16 protein-coding genes are annotated in these 19,889 nt (G+C 57.9%); 6 read left to right on the top strand and 10 right to left on the bottom strand.

Translation table 11 applies throughout. The features are described from left to right. Positions 1-8 precede the first annotated feature (8 nt). The 4 genes from BLU48_RS24810 to BLU48_RS24795 all read left to right on the top strand — a co-directional run bounded on the left by BLU48_RS24810 (position 9) and on the right by BLU48_RS24795 (position 2,758). A complete protein-coding gene (locus tag BLU48_RS24810; protein WP_057024434.1) occupies positions 9-437 on the top strand; it encodes a DUF350 domain-containing protein in 429 nt (142 codons plus the stop codon). Between the two features lie 18 nt (positions 438-455). Beyond that, entirely contained in the window at positions 456-1,169 is a 714-nt protein-coding gene (locus BLU48_RS24805) for a DUF1190 domain-containing protein (RefSeq protein ID WP_057024435.1), read from the top strand. A gap of 11 nt (positions 1,170-1,180) precedes the next feature. After that, positions 1,181-2,338: a glutathionylspermidine synthase family protein gene (locus BLU48_RS24800; protein WP_057012897.1), complete on the top strand. Its 1,158-nt coding sequence runs from the start codon at positions 1,181-1,183 to the stop codon at positions 2,336-2,338. Positions 2,339-2,521: 183 nt separating this feature from the next. Continuing rightward, entirely contained in the window at positions 2,522-2,758 is a 237-nt protein-coding gene (locus BLU48_RS24795; protein ID WP_057024436.1) for a hypothetical protein, read from the top strand. Positions 2,759-2,821: 63 nt separating this feature from the next. On the opposite strand, the gene fic is transcribed toward BLU48_RS24795, so the two are convergent. The 10 genes from fic to exaC form a co-directional block, all read right to left on the bottom strand. Beyond that, on the bottom strand, positions 2,822-3,943 hold the full coding sequence (gene fic / locus BLU48_RS24790; protein WP_057024437.1) for a protein adenylyltransferase Fic: 1,122 nt from the start codon (positions 3,941-3,943) through the stop codon (positions 2,822-2,824). A gap of 548 nt (positions 3,944-4,491) precedes the next feature. Further along, entirely contained in the window at positions 4,492-5,262 is a 771-nt protein-coding gene (locus tag BLU48_RS24780) for a LexA family transcriptional regulator (RefSeq protein WP_057024438.1), read from the bottom strand. Between the two features lie 213 nt (positions 5,263-5,475). Then, complete coding sequence (gene ppa, locus BLU48_RS24775; RefSeq protein WP_005791810.1) at positions 5,476-6,003, bottom strand: inorganic diphosphatase; 528 nt, start codon at positions 6,001-6,003, stop codon at positions 5,476-5,478. Between the two features lie 108 nt (positions 6,004-6,111). After that, positions 6,112-6,927, bottom strand: a complete 816-nt coding sequence (locus BLU48_RS24770) for a M90 family metallopeptidase (RefSeq protein ID WP_057024439.1) — start codon at positions 6,925-6,927, stop codon at positions 6,112-6,114. Between the two features lie 6 nt (positions 6,928-6,933). Continuing rightward, positions 6,934-7,590, bottom strand: coding sequence for a DedA family protein (locus BLU48_RS24765; RefSeq protein WP_046069710.1), 657 nt, complete (start codon positions 7,588-7,590; stop codon positions 6,934-6,936). 304 nt (positions 7,591-7,894) lie between these two features. Continuing rightward, positions 7,895-8,353, bottom strand: a complete 459-nt coding sequence (locus BLU48_RS24760) for a GNAT family N-acetyltransferase (protein ID WP_056846361.1) — start codon at positions 8,351-8,353, stop codon at positions 7,895-7,897. A gap of 89 nt (positions 8,354-8,442) precedes the next feature. Further along, a complete protein-coding gene (gene eutC / locus BLU48_RS24755) occupies positions 8,443-9,279 on the bottom strand; it encodes an ethanolamine ammonia-lyase subunit EutC (RefSeq protein ID WP_057024440.1) in 837 nt (278 codons plus the stop codon). Next, positions 9,276-10,670 carry an ethanolamine ammonia-lyase subunit EutB gene (locus BLU48_RS24750; RefSeq protein ID WP_057024441.1) on the bottom strand — a complete coding sequence of 465 codons (1,395 nt, stop codon included), beginning with the start codon at positions 10,668-10,670 and terminating at the stop codon, positions 9,276-9,278. Before BLU48_RS24750 ends, eutC begins: the two co-directional genes overlap by 4 nt. A gap of 63 nt (positions 10,671-10,733) precedes the next feature. After that, positions 10,734-12,167: an ethanolamine permease gene (eat, locus tag BLU48_RS24745; RefSeq protein ID WP_046069706.1), complete on the bottom strand. Its 1,434-nt coding sequence runs from the start codon at positions 12,165-12,167 to the stop codon at positions 10,734-10,736. A 206-nt stretch (positions 12,168-12,373) separates the two neighbouring features. Beyond that, positions 12,374-13,894 carry an acetaldehyde dehydrogenase ExaC gene (gene exaC, locus BLU48_RS24740; RefSeq protein ID WP_057024442.1) on the bottom strand — a complete coding sequence of 507 codons (1,521 nt, stop codon included), beginning with the start codon at positions 13,892-13,894 and terminating at the stop codon, positions 12,374-12,376. 271 nt (positions 13,895-14,165) lie between these two features. On the opposite strand from exaC, the gene BLU48_RS24735 reads away from it, so the two are divergent. Both BLU48_RS24735 and BLU48_RS24730 read left to right on the top strand, forming a co-directional pair. Continuing rightward, positions 14,166-16,076, top strand: coding sequence for a sigma-54-dependent Fis family transcriptional regulator (locus BLU48_RS24735; RefSeq protein ID WP_057024443.1), 1,911 nt, complete (start codon positions 14,166-14,168; stop codon positions 16,074-16,076). A 260-nt stretch (positions 16,077-16,336) separates the two neighbouring features. Further along, on the top strand, positions 16,337-19,564 hold the full coding sequence (locus BLU48_RS24730) for a hypothetical protein (protein ID WP_057024444.1): 3,228 nt from the start codon (positions 16,337-16,339) through the stop codon (positions 19,562-19,564). Positions 19,565-19,889 lie beyond the last annotated feature (325 nt).

The raw sequence follows: 19,889 nt of genomic DNA, 5'->3' as shown, positions 1-19,889 counted from the left end.
AGCATCCCATGCTAGAAGCTCTCTCCATTTCCCTGAACAAAGCTGCCGTGTTCGGCTTTGTCCTCTACATCCTGGGGGCTGCGCTACTGTTCGCGCTGTTCCAGTTCATCTACACCCGCATCACCCCGCACAAGGAATTCGAGCTGATCCGAGCGGGCAACACATCCGCAGCGGTCGCCCTGGGCGGTGCCATCGTCGGCTTCGCCATTCCGGCCAGCAACGTGATTGCCTACTCCGTCAGCCTCGTCGACTTCGTGGTCTGGGCGGTGATTGCAGCCGTCGTCCAACTGTTGGCGTTTTTGCTGACCAGCCTGGTGCTCAAAGGCACGTCCGAGCGCATCAAAAAGGGCGAACTCGCGGCCGGCATCTACGTGGCCGCCGTGGCCATCAGCGTCGGCATGTTGAATGCCGCGTGCATGACGCCCACCTCGAACTGATTGCGCACGGAGCTCTCGATGAAACGAAGCAAGTACGTCCAGCTGTCGCTGGCAGCGTCGGTCGCCATGGCGATATCCGGCTGCGGGCCAACGGAAAAAACCTACGATTTGCAGAAGAAGTACAACTTCCAGTCGGTGCAGCAATGCGCCGATGAAAAACTCCCGGTAGACGTCTGCTCGGACGCCTACATGACCGCCATGGCCGAGCATCGCCGCATTGCGCCGGTGTACGACAGCCAGGCCGATTGCGATGCTGACTTCGTCGCCGACTGGTGCCAGCAAGACTCCACCGGCAAGTTCATCCCAAGGCTCGGCGGCTTTGAACTGACCGCCGAAGGCCAGGTGACTCAATCCCAGGTCGACGCCGCCAATGCCCAAGCGACCAACGCCCAAGCAAGCGGCGGTGGCTCGGGTTTCTCCACCAGCAGCCTGCTCACCGGCCTGCTGATCGGCAACATGCTGAGCAACAACCGCAACAGCTACCGTTCCGAGCCGGTGTACCGCTACCGCGATGATCGCGGCAACTACGGCAACTCCACGCTCAACCAGCGCGTCTCCAATGGGGCCACCTTCGGCCGCTCCAACCAGGCCCGGTACGGCAGCAGCAATTACACCAATACGCTGCGCTCCACCAACAAGTCGAGCTCCGTGTCCTCGGCCACCTCCCGTGGCGGCTTCGGCAGCAAGGCCAGCGCCCGCAGCGGCTGGGGCGGCGGCGGGTCGAGCAGTTAAGGAAGGCAGGCATGAAGAAGATCCACTGCGCAGAGCGTCATGACTGGAAACAGACCGCCGACAGTCTCGGTTTTCTGTTCCACACCATCGACGGCGAACCCTACTGGGACGAGCGCGCGTATTACCAGTTCACGCTCCAACAAATCGAGCGCGACCTTGAAGACCCGACCACCGAGATCCATGACATGTGCATGGACCTCGTGGCCCGCGTGGTCCACAGTGAAGAACTGCTCGAACGCCTGAGCATCCCCGCGCCTTTCTACGACATGATCCGCACCTCATGGCTCGAAGGCCACCCGCACCTGTACGGGCGCATGGACTTCTCCTACAACGGCACCGGTCCCGCCAAACTGCTCGAACTCAACTACGACACCCCCACCAGCCTCTACGAGGCCGCGGCGTTCCAGTGGGGCTGGCTCGAGCAATGCATCGAACGCGGCCTGCTGCCCAAACACGCCGACCAATTCAACAGCATCGACACCAAACTGCACCAGGCCTTCGCCCAACTGCAGGTCAACCAGCCGTTCTACTTCGCCTCGATGAAAGACTCCATCGAAGACAAAGGCACCACCGACTACCTGCGTCTGGTCGCGGAAAAAGTCGGCATCGAATCCCGCCACATCGACATCGAAGACATCGGCCTGACCAACGAAGGCCGCTTCGTCGACCTACAAGATCGCTGGATCCCCCATCTGTTCAAGTTGCATGCCTGGGAGTTCATCTTCCACGAACCCTTCGGCGCCGCCATTGCCGAGAGCGATACGCAGTTTTTCGAGCCGGCGTGGAAGTCCATCCTCTCCAACAAAGGCATCCTGCCGTTGTTGTGGGAGTTCAACAAAGGCCACCCGAATTTGCTCGCGTCGCACCTGGATACTGACCCAGGCAAGGCCGTGCCGAAGGGCTGGGTACGCAAGCCGTTCTTCTCGCGGGAAGGCGCCAATATTGAACTGCAAACGGCTGATGGGTTGATCGTGAAAGAGGACGGGCCCTACACGGATGCGCCATTTATTCTTCAGGAGTTTGCGCCGTTGCCACGGTTTGGGGACAGCTACACGTTGATTGGGTCTTGGGTGATTGGGGATCAAGCGGCGGGGATTGGCGTGCGGGAGGACGATAGTTTGATTACCAAGGATTCGAGTCGGTTTTTGCCGCATTTGATATTGGATTGAGGCGACGGCTTAAAGGGCCAGCAGGGCTGATCGCTTTCATTTGCAGGACGTTTCCGAGAGAATCCAAACTGCATTGCGCCAGCGGGAATGGGTGACTAGGCTGCGAACTGTCACTGTCTATTCAGTGATCGGGTTTAGTCGCCCGGAGTCGATTGGTACACACTTTTTAATTGGAGTTGTGCCATGGAAAACGTTGTTTCAGATATGCCTTCTTCGCGTGGGCCTAACCCATTTACTGTTAATGAAGAGTTGAGCTTCGAGGATGCTTGGGTGCGTGTGGCGGAGTTGCTGCAGTGTGCGGTGGCTACGTCGCAGGTGGTCGGAGAACCGCTGGCTGCGCCACAGAGAGCGGTGATGCATTTGGTGGAGATGGCGAAGATGGTGGCGGATCGGGCTGTGGAGTGTTTGCAGCCTAGGTGATATGACGTCGCCTGTTCGTTTTTATCGTCCAGGCGACTTATTCACGATTTCCTTAATTTCGGCTCAGAAATACGGCTTGAATTCGTTGCCGTCGCGAATCAGCAACTGCATCAGCTTTGGATGAATGAACAGTTTTTCCTTTCCGACCTGAACCTCTTGCAGAACATCAATGGAGACCAGCTCTTTGAGGTAGCGAGAAGCAGCCTGGCGCTGGGCGATCTGCTTGTCGACGACGTTGCTAATACGGCAATAGGGCTGCTCAAAAATCACGTCCACCAATTCGCGTGAGTAGGTTTTCGGCAGACGCTCGCGAACAAATTGGCTGGTGTGCTCGGACAGGCTGCGAATGGCGGCAATTTTGGCACTGGTCCAGCGAGCGGTTTCTTCCACGGCAGTAAGCATGTACAGCAGCCAGGGCTCCCAGGCCTGTTCGCGTGTGACATCAAGCAGTAGTCGATAGTAATCGGCTCTATGCGCAATGATGAAATGACTAAGGTAGAGAATCGGTAGATTCAACAGACCTTCCTGGATCAGATACAGGGTGTTTAGCACGCGCCCGGTACGACCATTGCCGTCTGTGAATGGATGAATAGCCTCGAACTGATAGTGCCCGACAGCCATGCGAACCAGCGGGTCGAGGTCTGTCTCGTTGTGTAGAAAACGTTCCCAGTTGGCGAGCAAGTCGCGTAAGCGATCTTCGCCCTCTGGTGGGGTATAGATGATTTCTCCGGTCCGATCATTGGCTAGCTGGACGCCTGGTACTCGACGGATGTCCATGTCTACCCCCTTGAGCGTTCGACAGATCTCTACTGCTGTGCCGGTAGAGAGTGGACGTTCAGCCAGCGACTGGAAACCGTTATGTAGAGCCTTGCGGTACCGGAGGGCTTCTTTGGTCGCGGGATCTGCATGATTGGCGCCATCCTGGGCATGCTGAAAGAGTAAATCTGTAGTAGTGACAATACTTTCGATCTCGGAGCTGTCCTTGGCTTCCAGCAGCGGGATCGTATTGATCAGCATCGTTTGGTTAGGAATCAGCTCGGCTGCTTGTTTCAATACGGCCAAGGCTGCTCGAGCTTCGATGCAGCGTTTGAGGACTGCTCGGGTTTCCAGTTCTGCCTTTGGCGGCAAGGGTGGAAGCTGGTTATAGGGTCTATCCGCCTGCCAAGGCCGCTGGGGGTTAGTCATGGGCGCACGCTCACTAGGACGTCCAATTAAAGGTGAGGCCGCTTTTATAAGCGCCCTTGTCATGTCGCTAGTGTAAGCCCGCGTGCATAACGTGTCGTTATTTTTGTATTTTTGCGACATGTTTCATCCTCGTGTCGCTGTTGGCGACATGTTAGATATCGATCAGGTTGCTGATTATTTGGGTGAAGCAATGAAGAAGGGGTAATACACCTAAATTGCGTCGAGTCATTTTGATATTGCTGGAGCCCACTGGCCTTTGAATGGCTGCCTATTGCACCAGAGACATGTTCAGGGAGCGCAGAGTGGATCTTTAAGGCTACGTGATTGATGTTTAAGGGGGGGCATTAAAAAGCCGGCTTGTGGCCGGCTTCTCGGGGACTGCCTCAGCTTGTTTTTGACAAACCTCACCAGCCTTCAAATCGCTCAGCCAACATCGCGTCTGGCTGAATAGTAGGGGCATCTGCGGGAACTCCTCCGCATCGCCTGGCAGGGCAGATAGCTAAGCCATCCCCCTGCCAAATGTGCGGCGCATTCTACCCACATTCACTTCAATTGCCCACCTCCGGTTCCGATTTAGAGCCTTCCCAGCCCAGCAGGTGTTCATCCAGCGGCACGGGTGGGCGGCGGTTGTTAAGGGTGGACCACCAGAATACCCAGCCGATGATCTTGAAGCTTTGTTCGAAGCGTTCTTCGTGGTTCAGATATTCGTCCGGGTGTTCGGCGGCGTTGTGGCTGCGCATGCGCAGGCCGCCGCCGGGGCGGTTGTAGAGGTATTTGATGCGTAGCATGCCGTCGTGTTCGACGGCGTAGATTTCGCCGTCGATGATTTGGGTGCGGCCTCGGTCGATAGCGAGGGTGGCGCCTTGTTGGATGATGTCGATCATGCTGTTGTCGACCATGTAGGCGCCTACCGCGCGGTCGGGTTTGACGTTGAGGGTTTCGAGGGTGTGCAGCGAGATGCGGATGCGTTCGGTTGAGGTGAATGTGGGGTGGAGGGCGATCTCCACGTCGGTTTTTTCCGGGCGGCAGGCTGGGCCTGTGAGGTATTTGCCAGTGTCTTCGCGGGTAGTTGCAATCCTTGCGGTGGGGCCTTCCAACAGGTAGTTGGCAGGCGGATGTTTGGGGCCTCGGCCGTCGCTTAGCCAGCGACTGGAGACGCAGAGCAGTTCTGCGATCTCGTTGAGTCGGCCCATGGGAACTCCGCGCTTGAACCAGTTGTTCACGTGTTGAGGCGTGACGCCGCGGTTCTTGGCGAAGTCGGAGGCGGAAAGATGAACTTCCCGAAGTAGCGCTTTTAAACGATCACCTGATGTATTCATAAACGCAGAGTTTACTGGCCGGAAAAACTAATCAAATAAACCATGCGTTGAATTGCATATGTAGGATTTGGCTTAGTTGTGGCTTGGTTTTTCAGGTGTGGCGCTTAGTTAAACGCCATTAAATAAACATTGAACTTGATTTTTAATTTTTCCCATAAAAAAGCCCCGATTTAACGGGGCTTTTTTATTTGCCGTAACAATGAAGCGCGGGTATCAGCCTTTGTAGGCGGCAACCGACTTCATGATCTCGGCGCGGGCGGCTTCTGCGTTGCCCCAACCGTCGATCTTCACCCATTTGCCTTTTTCGAGGTCTTTGTAGTTCTCGAAGAAGTGCTTGATCTGTTCCAGCAGCAGTGGCGGCAGGTCGGTGTATTCCTTCACGTCCACGTACAGCTGGGACAGCTTGTCGTGTGGCACTGCGATGACTTTGGCATCGCCGCCGCCGTCGTCAGTCATGTTCAGGATGCCGACTGGGCGTGCGCGGATGACCGAGCCTGGGGTAACCGGGTAAGGGGTCACGACCAGCACGTCGAGGGGGTCGCCGTCGTCAGCCAAGGTGTTGGGGATGAAACCGTAGTTGGCCGGGTAGAACATCGGGGTGGCCATGAAACGGTCAACGAACAGGCAGTCGCTGTCTTTGTCGATTTCGTATTTGATCGGCGCGTGGTTGGCCGGAATTTCGATCGCGACGTAGATGTCGTTCGGCAGGTCTTTGCCAGCCGGAATCTTGCTGTAGCTCATTGGGCGTTGCCCCCGTAGTTGGCCATATGACATGGCCGGATTGGCCTAAAAGTGGCGGCGATTATAGGCATATTCTGACGCCGATGCCATGCGCCAAGCGTCGTACGGTCATTCGCCGTGTGGCTGGTAGCGCGGGTCGTGGGCTTGCAGTTGGGTCAGGCGCGCCAGGGGATCCTGGCGGTAAAAGCGGCTGAGTTGGGCGTACACCTGTGGATAACTGTCGGCCAGCAAATCCGGGGCACTGAAGAAATACTCGCTGGTAACGGCAAAGAATTCCGCCGGGTTTTCCGCGGCGTAGGGGTCTATTTCTGTCTCGGCGTCCGGGTTGGCGTCGAGTTGGCGGTTGAGGTCATCGAAGGCGCTTTGCATCACGCTGGCCCATTCCTGCACGCGCATGTCGTGGTGCAGGGGCGGCAGGCCGTTGGCGTCGCCGTTGAGCATGTCCAGCTTGTGGGCCAGTTCGTGGATGACCAGGTTGTAGCCTTCCCATTGACCGCTGGCGAGTACGCCGGGCCAGGCCAGGATGACCGGGCCTTGTTGCCAGGCTTCGCCGCTGTGTTCACCGTCCCACTCGTGCTCGACGCCGCTGGCGTCGCGATGGCGTTGCGGGCTGAGGAAGTCGTCGGGGTATAGCACGATTTCATGAAAGCCCTGGTACCAGTCGAGATCGCCGAGGTTCATCAGTGGCAGCTGTGCCTGCGCGGCGAGCAGCAGGCGTTGTTCCTGGTGCAGTTCGACGCCGGGCAGGGCGGTGAGGTGTTTTTCGGCGAGGAAGACCACGCAGGCTTCGCGCAGCCACTGGTTTTGCTCGGCGCTGATGCCGTCGAGGAAGGTCAGGTGCTGGCGCACCCGCTGCCAGGTGTCATCGGCAATCGGGTGCTTGGCCAGCAGGCGCCGGCGACGCCAGGCGCTGAGGGACCACATTGCCGGTCAGTGCGGGTTGGCTTCGGAGGAGGTGCGGCCAAAGCGGCTGCGCACCACGCCAATGATCATCGGCACGAGGGACAGCAGGATGATGAACACCACCAGCAGCGAGAGGTTTTTCTTGATAAACGGCACGTTGCCGAAGAAGTAGCCCAGGGTCACCAGGCCGCCGACCCAGAGGATGGTGCCCAGCACGCTGAAACCGAAGAAGCGCGGATAGGGCATTTTGGCGATGCCGGCGACGAACGGTGCGAAGGTCCGCAGGATCGGCAGGAAGCGCGCCAGGGTTACGGTCTTGCCGCCGTGCTTGTCGTAGAAATCGTGGGTTTTTTGCAGGTAGTCGCGACGGAAGATCTTGGAGTTCGGGTTGCTGAACAAGCGCTCGCCGACCGTTCGGCCTATGACGTAGTTGGTGCTGTCACCGAGGATCGCCGCCAGCATCAACAGGCCGGCCAGCAGTACTGGGTCCATGCCGCCACCGGCTGCTACGGCACCGGCGATAAACAGCAGGGAATCACCCGGCAGGAAGGGCATGACCACCAGGCCGGTTTCGCAAAAAATAACCAGGAACAGAATGGCGTAGATCCACGGACCGTAATTGGTTACCAGCATGTCGAGGTAGACGTCGAGATGCAGGATAAGGTCGAGCGGGTTGAAATCCATGGATGGCACCTGTGTGAACGGCCCGGCTCAGCAGGCCTGTGCGGAAGCTCGGGCAATAAGGCTACAAATAGTTGTCGCGATTCTTACGGCCCTGAAAGGTCGGCATTATACGGATTGAATGGTGAAAAGCGTGTGGCTTTTGTAGCGGGGAGTGTCGTGAAAGTGTGAAGCGGTTGGGCTTGGTTTTTTGTGGGAGGGGGCTTGCTGCCGATGGCGGGGTGTCAGGTACCAATCTGCGCCTGACCCACCGTAATCGGGAGCAAGCCCCCTCCCACAGGGGATCTGAGGTGTTTGGGGGGGTGGATCAGTCTTCGTTGATCGGCAGTACGTAGTTCTTGAATTCGGTGTCTTCACGAAAACCGATGGATTCATAGGTCTTCTGCGCCACGTCATTGTCGCTGCTGGTGGAGACCCGCAAGCGTACGGCATGGGTTTCCTTGGCCATCTTTTTGGCGGTGCGCATCAGGTTGTCGGCCACCAGTTGCCGACGCGCGTCCTCGGCTACATAGATGTCGTTGAGGATCCACACCCGTTTGAGCGACAACGAGGAAAAGCTCGGATACAGCTGGCAGAACCCCAGCAGCCGCTTGTCATCATCATCAGCCAGGGCGAGGTAGATGACTGACTCCTTGCGTCGCAGGCGCTTTTCCAGGAAGGCCCGGGATGAGTCCGGGAACGGCAAGGCGCCATAGAACTCGCGGTATTTGACGAATAGCGGGGTCAACAGGTCCAGGTGTTCCAGGGTCGCTTGAGTAATCCGCATGCCAGGCCTCAACTTCCTAATGGGGTATGACCACGCGAGCGGCCGTGGCTTGATGCTGCCTAATGCGACAAAAAAGCGCAATCGTGCTGCTATCGATCAGCCGGTGGGCTGAGCAGGAAATTGCCCTTCATCAGGTCCGGATCGTCGGTTTCGAGGGTCTGAACCTGCGCCTCGTCCTTGAGATTGACCCCCGACAACTGCCGGCGACACGCCTCGCGCATCAGGTACAGCAGACGATGGGCCGCCATGCCATAACTCAAGCCTTCCAGCCGCACATTGGAGATGCAGTTGCGATAGGCGTCGGTGAGGCCGACCTTGGGGTTGTAGGTGAAATACAGGCCCAGACTGTCCGGCGAACTGAGCCCCGGGCGTTCGCCGATGAGGATCACCACCATTTTGGCCCCGAGCAGTTGCCCGATCTCGTCGGCCACCGCCACGCGGCCTTGTTCCACCAGAATTACCGGTGACAAGGACCAGCCTTCGGCGTGGGTCTGTTCTTCCAGGCGTGCCAGAAATGGCGCGGTATGTTTATGCACCGCCAGCGCCGACAGACCATCGGCCACCACAATCGCCAAGTCCACCCCACCGGGATGTGCCAAGGCGTAGTCGCGCAAGGTCTGGGCCGACTCATCGCTCAAGCGCCGCCCAAGGTCCGGGCGTTGCAGGTAGATGTGCCGGTCGGGGGCGGCGCTGTGCAGCAGCAGGCTGTCGCGGCCGCGTTCGGCGAATTGGCTGCTGAGCCCGGCGTGATCGAAGGGCAGGTGCACCGCATCCCGCGCCTGGGCGTGGGCAAACTGGAAGTCCAGCTGGGCGCTGGTGGGAATGCTGGTGCCAGTGCGGCCCAATGCGATGCGCGCCGGGGTCAGGCGGCGCAGTTCCAGCCACGGGTTGTCAGGCAATTCTGGTTGCACGGTCGGCTCCTTCATCCCAGTTGCGCCAAGGCATGGCGAAACGCCGGTGGCAGGCTGTTGCCGAAGTGCACCTTGCCGCCTTCTTGCGTGAAGATGCCCATTTTCGCCAGCCACTGTTCAAACTCCGGCGCCGGTTTTAAACCCAAGGTCTGACGGGCGTACAGAGCGTCGTGGAACGAGGTGGTCTGGTAGTTGAGCATGATGTCGTCGGAACCGGGAATGCCCATGATGAAGTTGATACCGGCCACACCCAGCAGGGTCAGCAGGGTGTCCATGTCGTCCTGGTCGGCTTCGGCGTGGTTGGTGTAGCAGATATCGCAACCCATGGGCACGCCGAGCAGCTTGCCGCAAAAGTGGTCTTCGAGGCCGGCACGGATGATCTGCTTGCCGTTGTACAGGTACTCCGGGCCGATAAAGCCGACCACGGTGTTCACCAAAAATGGCTTGAAGTGCCGCGCCACGGCGTAGGCGCGGGTTTCACAGGTTTGCTGGTCGACGCCAAAATGCGCATTGGCCGACAAGGCGCTGCCCTGGCCGGTTTCGAAGTACATCAGGTTCTGCCCCAGGGTGCCGCGCTTGAGGCTCAGGCCGGCGTCGTAACCTTCCTGCAGCACGCTCAGGCTGATGCCGAAACTGGCGTTGGCCGCCTCGGTGCCGGCAATCGACTGGAACACCAGGTCCAGGGGCACGCCCCGGTTGATCGCCTCGATGGAAGTGGTGACGTGGGTCAGCACGCAGGCCTGGGTGGGGATTTCGTAGCGCTGGATGATCGCGTCGAGCATCTCCAGCATGGCGCAGATCGAGGCGATGCTGTCGGTGGCCGGGTTGATGCCGATCATGGCGTCGCCGTTGCCGTAGAGCAGGCCGTCGAGAATGCTCGCGGCGATGCCTGCCGGTTCATCGGTGGGGTGGTTGGGCTGCAAGCGTGTGGACAGGCGCCCGCGCAATCCCATGGTGCCGCGAAACTGGGTAACCACGCGGATCTTTTGCGCCACCAGCACAAGGTCCTGCACGCGCATGATCTTGGACACGGCGGCGGCCATTTCCGGGGTCAGCCCTGGCGCCAATGCACGCAGGGCGTGTTCATCGGCGGCATCACTAAGCAGCCAGTCGCGCAGGCCGCCGACGGTGAGGTGGCTGACCGGCGCAAACGCCTGTTTATCGTGGGTGTCGATGATCAGCCGGGTGACTTCATCGCTTTCATAGGGAATCAGTGCTTCCTGCAGGAAGTGCTTGAGCGGGATATTCGCCAGCGCCATCTGCGCCGCCACCCGTTCACCGTCGTTCTGTGCGGCGACACCGGCGAGGAAGTCCCCGGAGCGGGCGGGGCTGGCCTTGGCCATCACGTCCTTGAGGTCGTCGAAGCGGTAGGTGAGGGCACCCACCGCGTGGGAAAAGCTTGCCATACAGTGTCTCCTGGATGACGCGGGCAAACATAGAGTACGCGCCCGCGTCGAGGTTTTCGGCAATCAGTGCAAGGCGGCCTCTGCGGCCTGGATCGCCGCGAATTCCTCTTCCGGCGTGCCTGCTACCAAGTGATGCCGGCTGTAGAAAGCAAAGTAAGCAATTAATACTCCATAGATGACCGCGGCGCCAATCACCACTCGTGGATCTACCAGGAAGCCCGCCACCACGGCCACGCAGGCCAGTACCAGCGCCACGCCCGAGGTGAAGATGCCGCCCGGCGTGCGGTACGGTCGGTCCATTTTGGGGCGACGGATGCGTAGGGTGATGTGCGCGGCCATCATCAGCACGTAGGAAATCGTCGCGCCAAACACCGCCACCAAAATCAGCAAGTCACCCTGGCCGGTCAGCGACAGGCCAAAACCGATAATCCCGGGGATCACCAACGCCAGCACCGGCGCCTTGCTCTTGTTGGTCTCGGACAGTTTGCGCGGCAGGTAGCCGGCGCGGGACAAGGCAAAGATCTGCCGCGAATAGGCGTAGATGATCGAGAAAAAGCTCGCAATCAAGCCGGCCAAGCCGACCAGGTTGACGAAGCTGCCCATCCAGGTCGAACCGCCGTAGGACAACGCCAGTGCTTCAACCAGCGGGTTGCCGGATTTGATCAGCGCGTAAGTGCCCGCACCGCCCGGCGCGATCACCAGAATCAGCAGGGCAAAACTGGTCAGCACAACAATGGCGCCGATCAGGCCGCGGGGCAGGTCGCGTTTCGGGTTCTTGGTTTCTTCGGCGGCCAATGGAACGCCTTCCACCGCGAGGAAAAACCAGATGGCATAAGGGATCGCCGCCCACACGCCGACGTAGCCGAACGGTAGGAAGCTGCTGGCGCCCTTGGCTTCGGTCACCGGAATGTCCAGCAGGTTGGCGACGTTGAAGTGCGGCACCATCGACACCAGGAACACGCCCAGGGCAATTGCGGCGACGGCGGTGATCACGAACATCAGTTTCAAGGCTTCGCCCACGCCAAAGATGTGGATGCCGATAAAGATGATGTAGAACGCCAGGTAGATCATCCAGCCGCCAATGCCGAACAGTGACTCGCAATAGGCGCCGATAAATACCGCGATGGCCGCAGGGGCGATGGCGTATTCGATGAGGATCGCGGTACCCGTGAGAAACCCGCCCCAAGGGCCAAAGGCGCTGCGGGCAAAACCGTAGCCACCGCCGGCGGTGGGGATCATGGACGACAGTTCTGCAAGGGAAAAGCACATGCACAGGTACATCGTCGCCATCAGCAAGGTGGCGAGGAACATGCCGCCCCAGCCACCCTGGGCCAGGCCGAAGTTCCAGCCGGCGTAATCGCCGGAGATCACATAGGCAACGCCAAGGCCCACCAGCAGTACCCAGCCGGCGGCACCTTTTTTCAGTTCACGTTGTTGGAAGTATTCGGTGCCGACTTTTTCGAAGTCGACGGAAGAGCCAGTGGGTTCGCTAGGCATGGGGAAGTACCTTTCATTCTTATTGTTTTAACTCGGCCTCTGTATGCCGAATGCGCATCGCAAATACTTATGAAGATCCAAATGTGGGAGGGGGCTTGCTCCCGATAGCAGAGGGTCAGTCACTTAGATGTCGACTGACACTCTGCTATCGGGAGCAAGCCCCTCCCACCTTTGATTGCGTTTCAAAGGTAGGAGGGTGTTGCGGGTTAGAAGAAGCCCAGTGGATTGATGTCGTAGCTCACCAGCAGGTTCTTGGTCTGCTGGTAGTGATCCAACATCATCTTGTGGGTCTCGCGGCCCACGCCGGACTTCTTGTAACCGCCAAACGCGGCATGCGCCGGATACAGGTGGTAGCAGTTGGTCCACACACGGCCGGCCTTGATCGCCCGGCCCATACGGTAGGCGCGGTTGATGTCGCGGGTCCACAGGCCGGCGCCCAGGCCGAACTCGGTGTCGTTGGCAATCGCCAGGGCTTCGGCTTCGTCCTTGAAGGTGGTGATGCTCACCACCGGGCCGAAGATTTCTTCCTGGAACACGCGCATTTCGTTGGTGCCCTTTAGTAGGGTCGGCTGGATGTAATAGCCGGTGGCGAGGTCGCCCGTCAGCTTCTCGACCTTGCCGCCGGTCAGCAGCTGCGCGCCTTCGCCCTTGGCGATTTCCAGGTAGGACAGGATTTTGTCGAACTGCTGCTCGGAGGCCTGGGCGCCGACCATCGTGTCGGTGTCCAGCGGGTCGCCACGCTTGATCGACTCGACCTTCTTCATCACTACTTTCATGAAGTCGTCGTAGATCGATTCTTCCACCAGTGCGCGAGATGGGCAGGTGCATACTTCGCCCTGGTTGAAGAACGCCAGCACCAGGCCTTCGGCGGCTTTTTCGATAAATGCAGGTTCGGCTTTCATGATGTCGGCGAAGAAGATGTTCGGCGACTTGCCACCCAGCTCGACGGTGGACGGGATGATGTTCTCAGCCGCCGCATGCATGATGTGCGAGCCCACAGGCGTCGAGCCGGTGAAGGCGATCTTGGCGATGCGCTTGCTGGTGGCCAAGGCTTCGCCGGCCTCCTTGCCGAAACCGTGTACCACGTTGAGTACGCCCGGCGGCAGCAGGTCGCCGATCACTTCCATCAGCACGTTGATGCCCAGCGGTGTTTGCTCGGCGGGCTTGAGCACCACGCAGTTGCCGGCGGCCAGGGCCGGGGCGAGTTTCCATGCGGCCATCAGCAGCGGGAAGTTCCAAGGGATGATCTGGCCGACCACGCCCAGCGGCTCGTGGAAGTGATAGGCGGCGGTGTGTTCGTTGATTTCGGCGCTGCTGCCTTCCTGGGCGCGGATGCAGCCGGCGAAGTAGCGGAAGTGGTCGGCGGCCAGGGGGATGTCGGCGTTGAGGGTTTCGCGTACGGCCTTGCCGTTGTCCCAGGTTTCGGTGATGGCCAGCAGCTCGAGGTTCTGTTCGATGCGGTCGGCGATTTTCAGCAGCACCAGGGAGCGGTCCTGGGCCGAGGTCTTGCCCCAGGCATCGGCGGCGGCGTGGGCGGCGTCCAGGGCTTTATCGATGTCTTTGGCCGTGGAGCGCGGGAATTCGGCGATAGGCTTGCCGTTGACCGGCGAGGTGTTGGTGAAATAGTTGCCATCGACCGGCGCAACGAATTCGCCGCCGATGTAGTTACCGTACTTGGCCTTGAACGAAACGATCGCGCCTTCAGTACCGGGGTGTGCGTAACGCATGGTGGCATCTCCTGCTTTTATGTTTATTGGAGTACATCGCGACAAGCGCGTGATAAAGCGTAGAGCAAAGGTTGGGCCACTGCAGCGCCGGCCAGTCAAATCAACGGGTTGGGCGTTGGCGCTCTGCGTCGTTGTCACCCTCGTGGTACAGGTGCTGTGACAGTTTGTGCCATAAACGGTACAGCCTGTGACCGGTGGGTCGGCCCGGGATTGCAATGGGCAGAGGGCTGGGGGATGCTGGGCGCTCTCACGCAGGGAGAATAATAAGAATATGCATAACGATCATTTCAGTCGCCATGCCCAGCAAGTCTTGACCGTCACCCGCGGACAGGAGCTGTCCCAGGGGCCGGGCAGCGATCCGTCCATCGCTCGTTCCTGGCTGCGTTGCGTGGAGGATTATCACCTCGATCCTGCGCAGACCATCGCCCCCACGGTGCTTGAACACGGCCGCCTGCTGGAAAGCCGCGAGCGCCTGCGCCAAGTGCTGCACATCGCCGGCAGCGAGATGAACAGCCTGCATCAGCAGCTCTCCGGCGCCGGCCATGCGGTTCTGCTCACCGACGCACGGGGCGTGATCCTCAACTGCGTTACCGCGCCGTCCGAACGCAAGATTTTCGAGCGCGCCGGGCTATGGCTGGGCGCTGATTGGAGCGAAGCCTGCGAGGGCACTAACGGCATTGGCACCTGCCTGGTGGAGCGCCAGTCCTTGACCATTCACCGCGATGAACACTTCCGTGGCCGCCATACCGGGCTGACCTGCTCGGCAAGCCCGGTGTTCGACCCCCACGGTGAGCTGCTGGCGGTACTCGATGTGTCCTCGGCACGCGAAGCGGTATCGCGCCAGAGCCAATTCCATACCATGGCGCTGGTGAACCTGTCGGCGAAGATGATTGAGAGTTGCTACTTCCTGCGCCATTTTGAGCACCACTGGCTGTTGCGTTTCCACCTGCAGGCCGAGTCGGTGGGCCTGTTCAGTGAAGGGCTGTTGGCGTTCGATGGGGAAGGGCGCATTTGCGCGGTCAACCAGAGTGCGTTGAACCTGCTGGGGCAAGTGCGCGGGGGCTTGCTGGGGCAACCGGTGGAGGCGTTTTTCGACTGCTCCCTGGACCAACTGTTCGGTCGCGCCAGTGCCAATGCCACCGCGAGTTGGCCGTTACGCAGCCGCGACGGGCGGCACTTGTTCGCCGCGTTGCGCGGTCAGCCGCGCCCTGTGCCGCCCCCCGTCTTCAAGGCGCCCGAGCCGCCGCGCATGCCCGGCATCTGCCTGGCCGACCCGGCCTTGCAAAATGAGTTTCGCAAGGCGCTGCGAGTCTTCGAGCGCGACGTTCCGCTGCTGGTCAATGGTGAGACGGGTTCCGGCAAGGAGGCTTTCGCCAAGGCCATACACCAGGCCAGCCAGCGTGCCAATAAACCTTTTATCGCCCTCAACTGCGCCGCCATTCCGGAAAGCCTGATCGAAAGCGAATTGTTCGGCTATCGCGGCGGCAGTTTTACTGGGGCCCTTAAAGACGGCATGCGCGGCAAGTTGCAACAAGCCGATGGCGGCACCCTGTTTCTCGACGAAATCGGCGACATGCCGCTGGCGTTGCAGACGCGCCTGCTAAGAGTGCTGGAGGATCGCCTGGTGGTGCCCATCGGCGGTGAGCCGCACGCTGTGAATGTGCGGATCATCAGCGCCACACACCGAAATTTGCTCGAGCGCATGCAAGACGGCAGCTTTCGCGAGGATCTGTACTACCGGCTCAACGGTCTGGAGATTGAGCTGCCGCCGCTGCGCGAGCGCAGTGACAAAGCCCAATTGCTCGACTTTTTATTGGCACAGGAAGCCGGGACGCAGCCTGTTGTACTCGACGTCCAGGCTCGCCAAGCCCTGCTGGCGTACGCTTGGCCAGGCAATGTGCGGCAGTTGCGCACAGTGCTGCGCACGTTGGTCGCGCTGAACGAGAGCGGCACGGTCAGCGTTGCAGATCTACCCGCGACAATGCGTCAAGGCCGAACCGAACCGACCAGGGGAACCCACAACGGGCTGGCGCTGGAAGATGCGGAGCGCTTGGTACTGCTTGGCACACTGGAGCGGCAGGGTTGGCACATGACACAAACGGCTGCAAGCCTGGGTTTAAGCCGCAATACGCTTTATAGAAAGTTGCGCAAGCACGGGATCTCACGAAATGTCGGGGTTTAGACTACGTTCGGTTTTCTCTTTTATTCTTTAAAGAGTGATGCGTGTGTGTCTTAAGTGGCGACAGGCGTATTGGTATCATATTGTTGAAAATATACTGAGCCCTTGATATTCGCAGTGTGCAAGCGCGTTGAGTTGCGGTTTTTTGAGGGCTGTCTTATTTGGTCGAGGTTTAACCGCGCGATTTTTTTTCAATGATCCACTAAGGACATGTATGAAGGCTCCTTTACAGGAAATCTTAATGTCTGCACTAAGGGTGAATCATGACTATTCCAAAACTCTCCGCGCCTCTGCTCCCATCCGCTTTCAACGCCGTTCTGGCACCCGTTACAGAGATAATTGGCACGCATCGCGATCATGCTGCAGATGAATTGCGGGCTGACACCCGCACCGAGCTGCCCGAACGCGCTGGCGGGCCAACGGCATTTTCACGGGCTGGCGCCGATGCAGAAGTGTCAAGATCTTATGCCAAGACATTGGCTGCGGGTATCAACAAAACGTTTGGCCACGCGCCTTTGGTTGATGTACGCCGGGAATCGACCGTGGGACGTTGGCGTACACAGTTGGATCACGCGTTCAAAGAGCCAGGGTTTCTGGCATGGGCCCGGGAGCAAAATCTCAACACGGGCTATTTGAAAGTCAATCCATCACGCGGTGAAATCTCTGGTTATGTCGGCGGTGCGATCAAAACCTTTTCGTTATCAGATGATTCAGGGTGGTCCGATATTTCGCGCACGTTATTGTCCATTTCCAAAGTGTTTGCGCCAGAAACCGGGCAGACATTTGTATGCCCGTTATACGGACGTGACGACCAAGTACCGCTTGTTGTGGTCGAGCAGTTTTACGGCGAGCCCAAGAGCTCTAGCACGACTGAAGTGCATGCCCGTATTCGGCAGTTGCTCGAAAAGCCTGGCTTTGACTTACCCGATAACTATGTAACGCCGCGTTCTGATGAAGCGTTGTCTGCACACCGGCAGGCGCTGGGGGATAACGCTAATCGTCATGCGCTTATTACGGCGTTGCGCACCCAGGTAGATGATGCCAGTGGGCATATTGCCCTGGATGCAGTCAAGATTCCCATTGACCCTCGTTCAAGCCTGTTCGCCAGCGAACAGCGCAGTGAGATGAGTGCCGCACAAATCCTCACGCTGGAAGGCAACAAGGTACCCGTCAATAGTGAACAGGCGCTTGAAACGGCACTGGGGTTGTCCGTTGACCTCGCTCATCGGGCACCAGGTATTGAGTCGGGGGGTACCAAGCAGTTGAGCATAAAGTTGGGCCGTACTGCCTTGCGCAAGAGGCAAGGCTTGGTGGATGAGTGGAAGAGACAGCAACTTGCCCAGGTGCCTGGTACGCAGACCGGGCCAGGTGCAAGCAGTGTATTAAGCTTGTTGATCAAGGCGCTTCCCCACGCCACCAGCCAAATGATCGCAGATCACCCCGCGTTGATAATGGATCAGCTCATTCGCTCGCCCAAGGCGCTGGCGCTGGGTGAGGATATTCAAAACACGCTCAAGTCGATCAAAACCTCGACCAGCGCAATTGAAAATGTGAACGCCGCATTGGTACATGAGCTGGATGCCAGTGCGGACAAATCGCGTTTCAATGTGGCGGGCTATGACCTGTATCACAAAGATAATATTGGCGCCTCTCCCGCTGAAATCGTCAAACGCTTTGTCGCTCATCTTGAACCCAGGGTTGGGGTTGAATTGGCTGCATTGTCTGCGCGCTTACTACTATCGGCGGTTGCTCCTGAATTCTTGGTAAAAAACATACCGCCCGGCATTATTTATGGCTCTGCTGCATGGATGAATTTTTGCATTCAAGTAATGCGTATTGAGCTGCAAGTACCTGGTGCATCGGCAAACATGACCTATAGCCAAGTGATGGCTTTTGGTAAGGTGCCGCCTGTTTCGTTTGAGGGCGAGAGCGAGTTGAGCGCGGCAATGCACGACGCTATTGTCGCCTGGGGCTTCGCGAACAGAATCACTGTAAACAATTCGAAGTTTACCGTTACGACGACTGAGCTCGAGCGGATAAGGCAAGCATCCATCAAACAGGTAAGAGAAATTTCATGGGCGAGTGAAGTATTGAAAACACTCCCCAAAACCCGAGAGGCCTTGGCCTTGGAGGAGCTCAGGCGCGTTTTTCCCGATATTGACTCGACCCTCAAAGTGCTGCAGGACACGGAGGTGAAGCATGCACCGTTGTCGCTGCTTGATATTTACATGAGTGGGCCTGTCAAGGTGGGTAAATGGAAGTCATTGGACGAAAACAAATTTCCATACAGTAAGGTTAAGTCTCGCATTGAGGAACTTGAGCCTGACATCAACCAAGTATTTTCTGCGGCGTTCCAGGATTATCGGAAAACCCATGAGAGTGCATGGGGTATCCAGTTTAAATATCAGCTTTCATTGTTGCCAATTGCCGATCGAGAAAAGATTAGCCAGTCGGACGTGAGCTTTTTCGAAGTATCTCGTCCTTTTCTAGATAGAGTCCCCTCTCCACTTGAAGTGCTTACCAGCATGAGGTTTTGGCCTAGAGAGCCCACCGAGCAGGAACTTAAAGCGCTTAAGGGGACTCAGGGTTTATTGATGAAAGTGGTGGACGGGGGGGGTAACGTTTCTACCTATAACGTTCTTCCTTTCGAAGGGCGAGTTGTCAAGGAAAATACGGTTGCAGGTAGCCGAACCGGCTTTGACGACAGTTCGTATTTCAGCGACCAAGGCAAGGGCTATGTTCCGGGCTCATTGCATGTTTACAACGCCTATGGAACGCTCAACGAAGATCGTGACCCACCAGATGTGACGGGTGACATGCCGGGCTCCTACTTCTCAAAAAAAACCAATGCGCTTGCTCAGGCAGTGGGTAGTTTCTCTGTGCAGCCTTATGAGGATCTCAAGCTCAAGGCTGCGGGAGTTACGGAGATTGAGAAAGGGCGGGCAATTGATGAAAACCTCAAGGAGTTTTTCCTGAGCCTCGTGCCTTTTTATGATGGAGTTCAAGATGCGATTAAAGGGGATATCAAGGGGGCAGTGTTTAATATCGGTTTCGATATTTTAGGTTTTGCCCTTCCGGCCGCCAATGCTGGTCGTAAAGCATCCAAGGCAGGCAAAGGCTTGCTGACTATTCTCATGCGCGGAGTATTTGCCGGTGTTGGTGCGTCGGTGGGGTACACCGATACTGTAGATATTGCTAAAAACTTGAATAAGGGCGCGCACGCGGGCTATCGGGATATCAAACACATCGCGGGAAAAAGCGATGAGGTGCTGTCAAAGCTCAGAGGAAATTATAAAAGTTATGATGTCTCCAAAGCTTACAAGGAGGGCGATATCGTCAAAGGGTTTTTCAAGTCGGCGGAAGATAATGTGTGGCGACCCACCGTTGCGATCCTGAAAGCCGGAGGGTGGTATGCATATAATGTTATTACCAAGACGCCTTTTGGTGTGCAAGCTGCGCAGTTTGGTGTTGTTAGTGCCTTGGAAAAATAGTGCTGGGTTGGTATTTAATGCTGCTTGGGCAGTAGGTGTGTTTCGATATTTTTATTAATGAAGAGCAGGAACTGTTTCCGGCATATTGCTCACTTATCAAATGAAGGTAATGGATGGCTTTCTAATAATTATTAATCATCAGGTAACTCATTATGATACTTTCAATTTCTACACAGGCCCACCTGCACACAAAGTATTCAAGAATAGGCGGGTTTTTAGACAGCGTTATGGGCGGGGCGCGAGGCAGTACTCCAATTCCGACTCGGTCTTTAGACGCCCCGAAAGTAGGCGACACACCTGGCAGCAGCAAGTCAGGGAGCCTCGA

Source organism: Pseudomonas synxantha (assembly GCF_900105675.1).
GTDB lineage: Bacteria > Pseudomonadota > Gammaproteobacteria > Pseudomonadales > Pseudomonadaceae > Aquipseudomonas > Aquipseudomonas synxantha.
The sequence above is the reverse complement of the archived record's forward strand: the minus strand, read 5'-3'. Positions and strand labels throughout refer to the sequence as shown.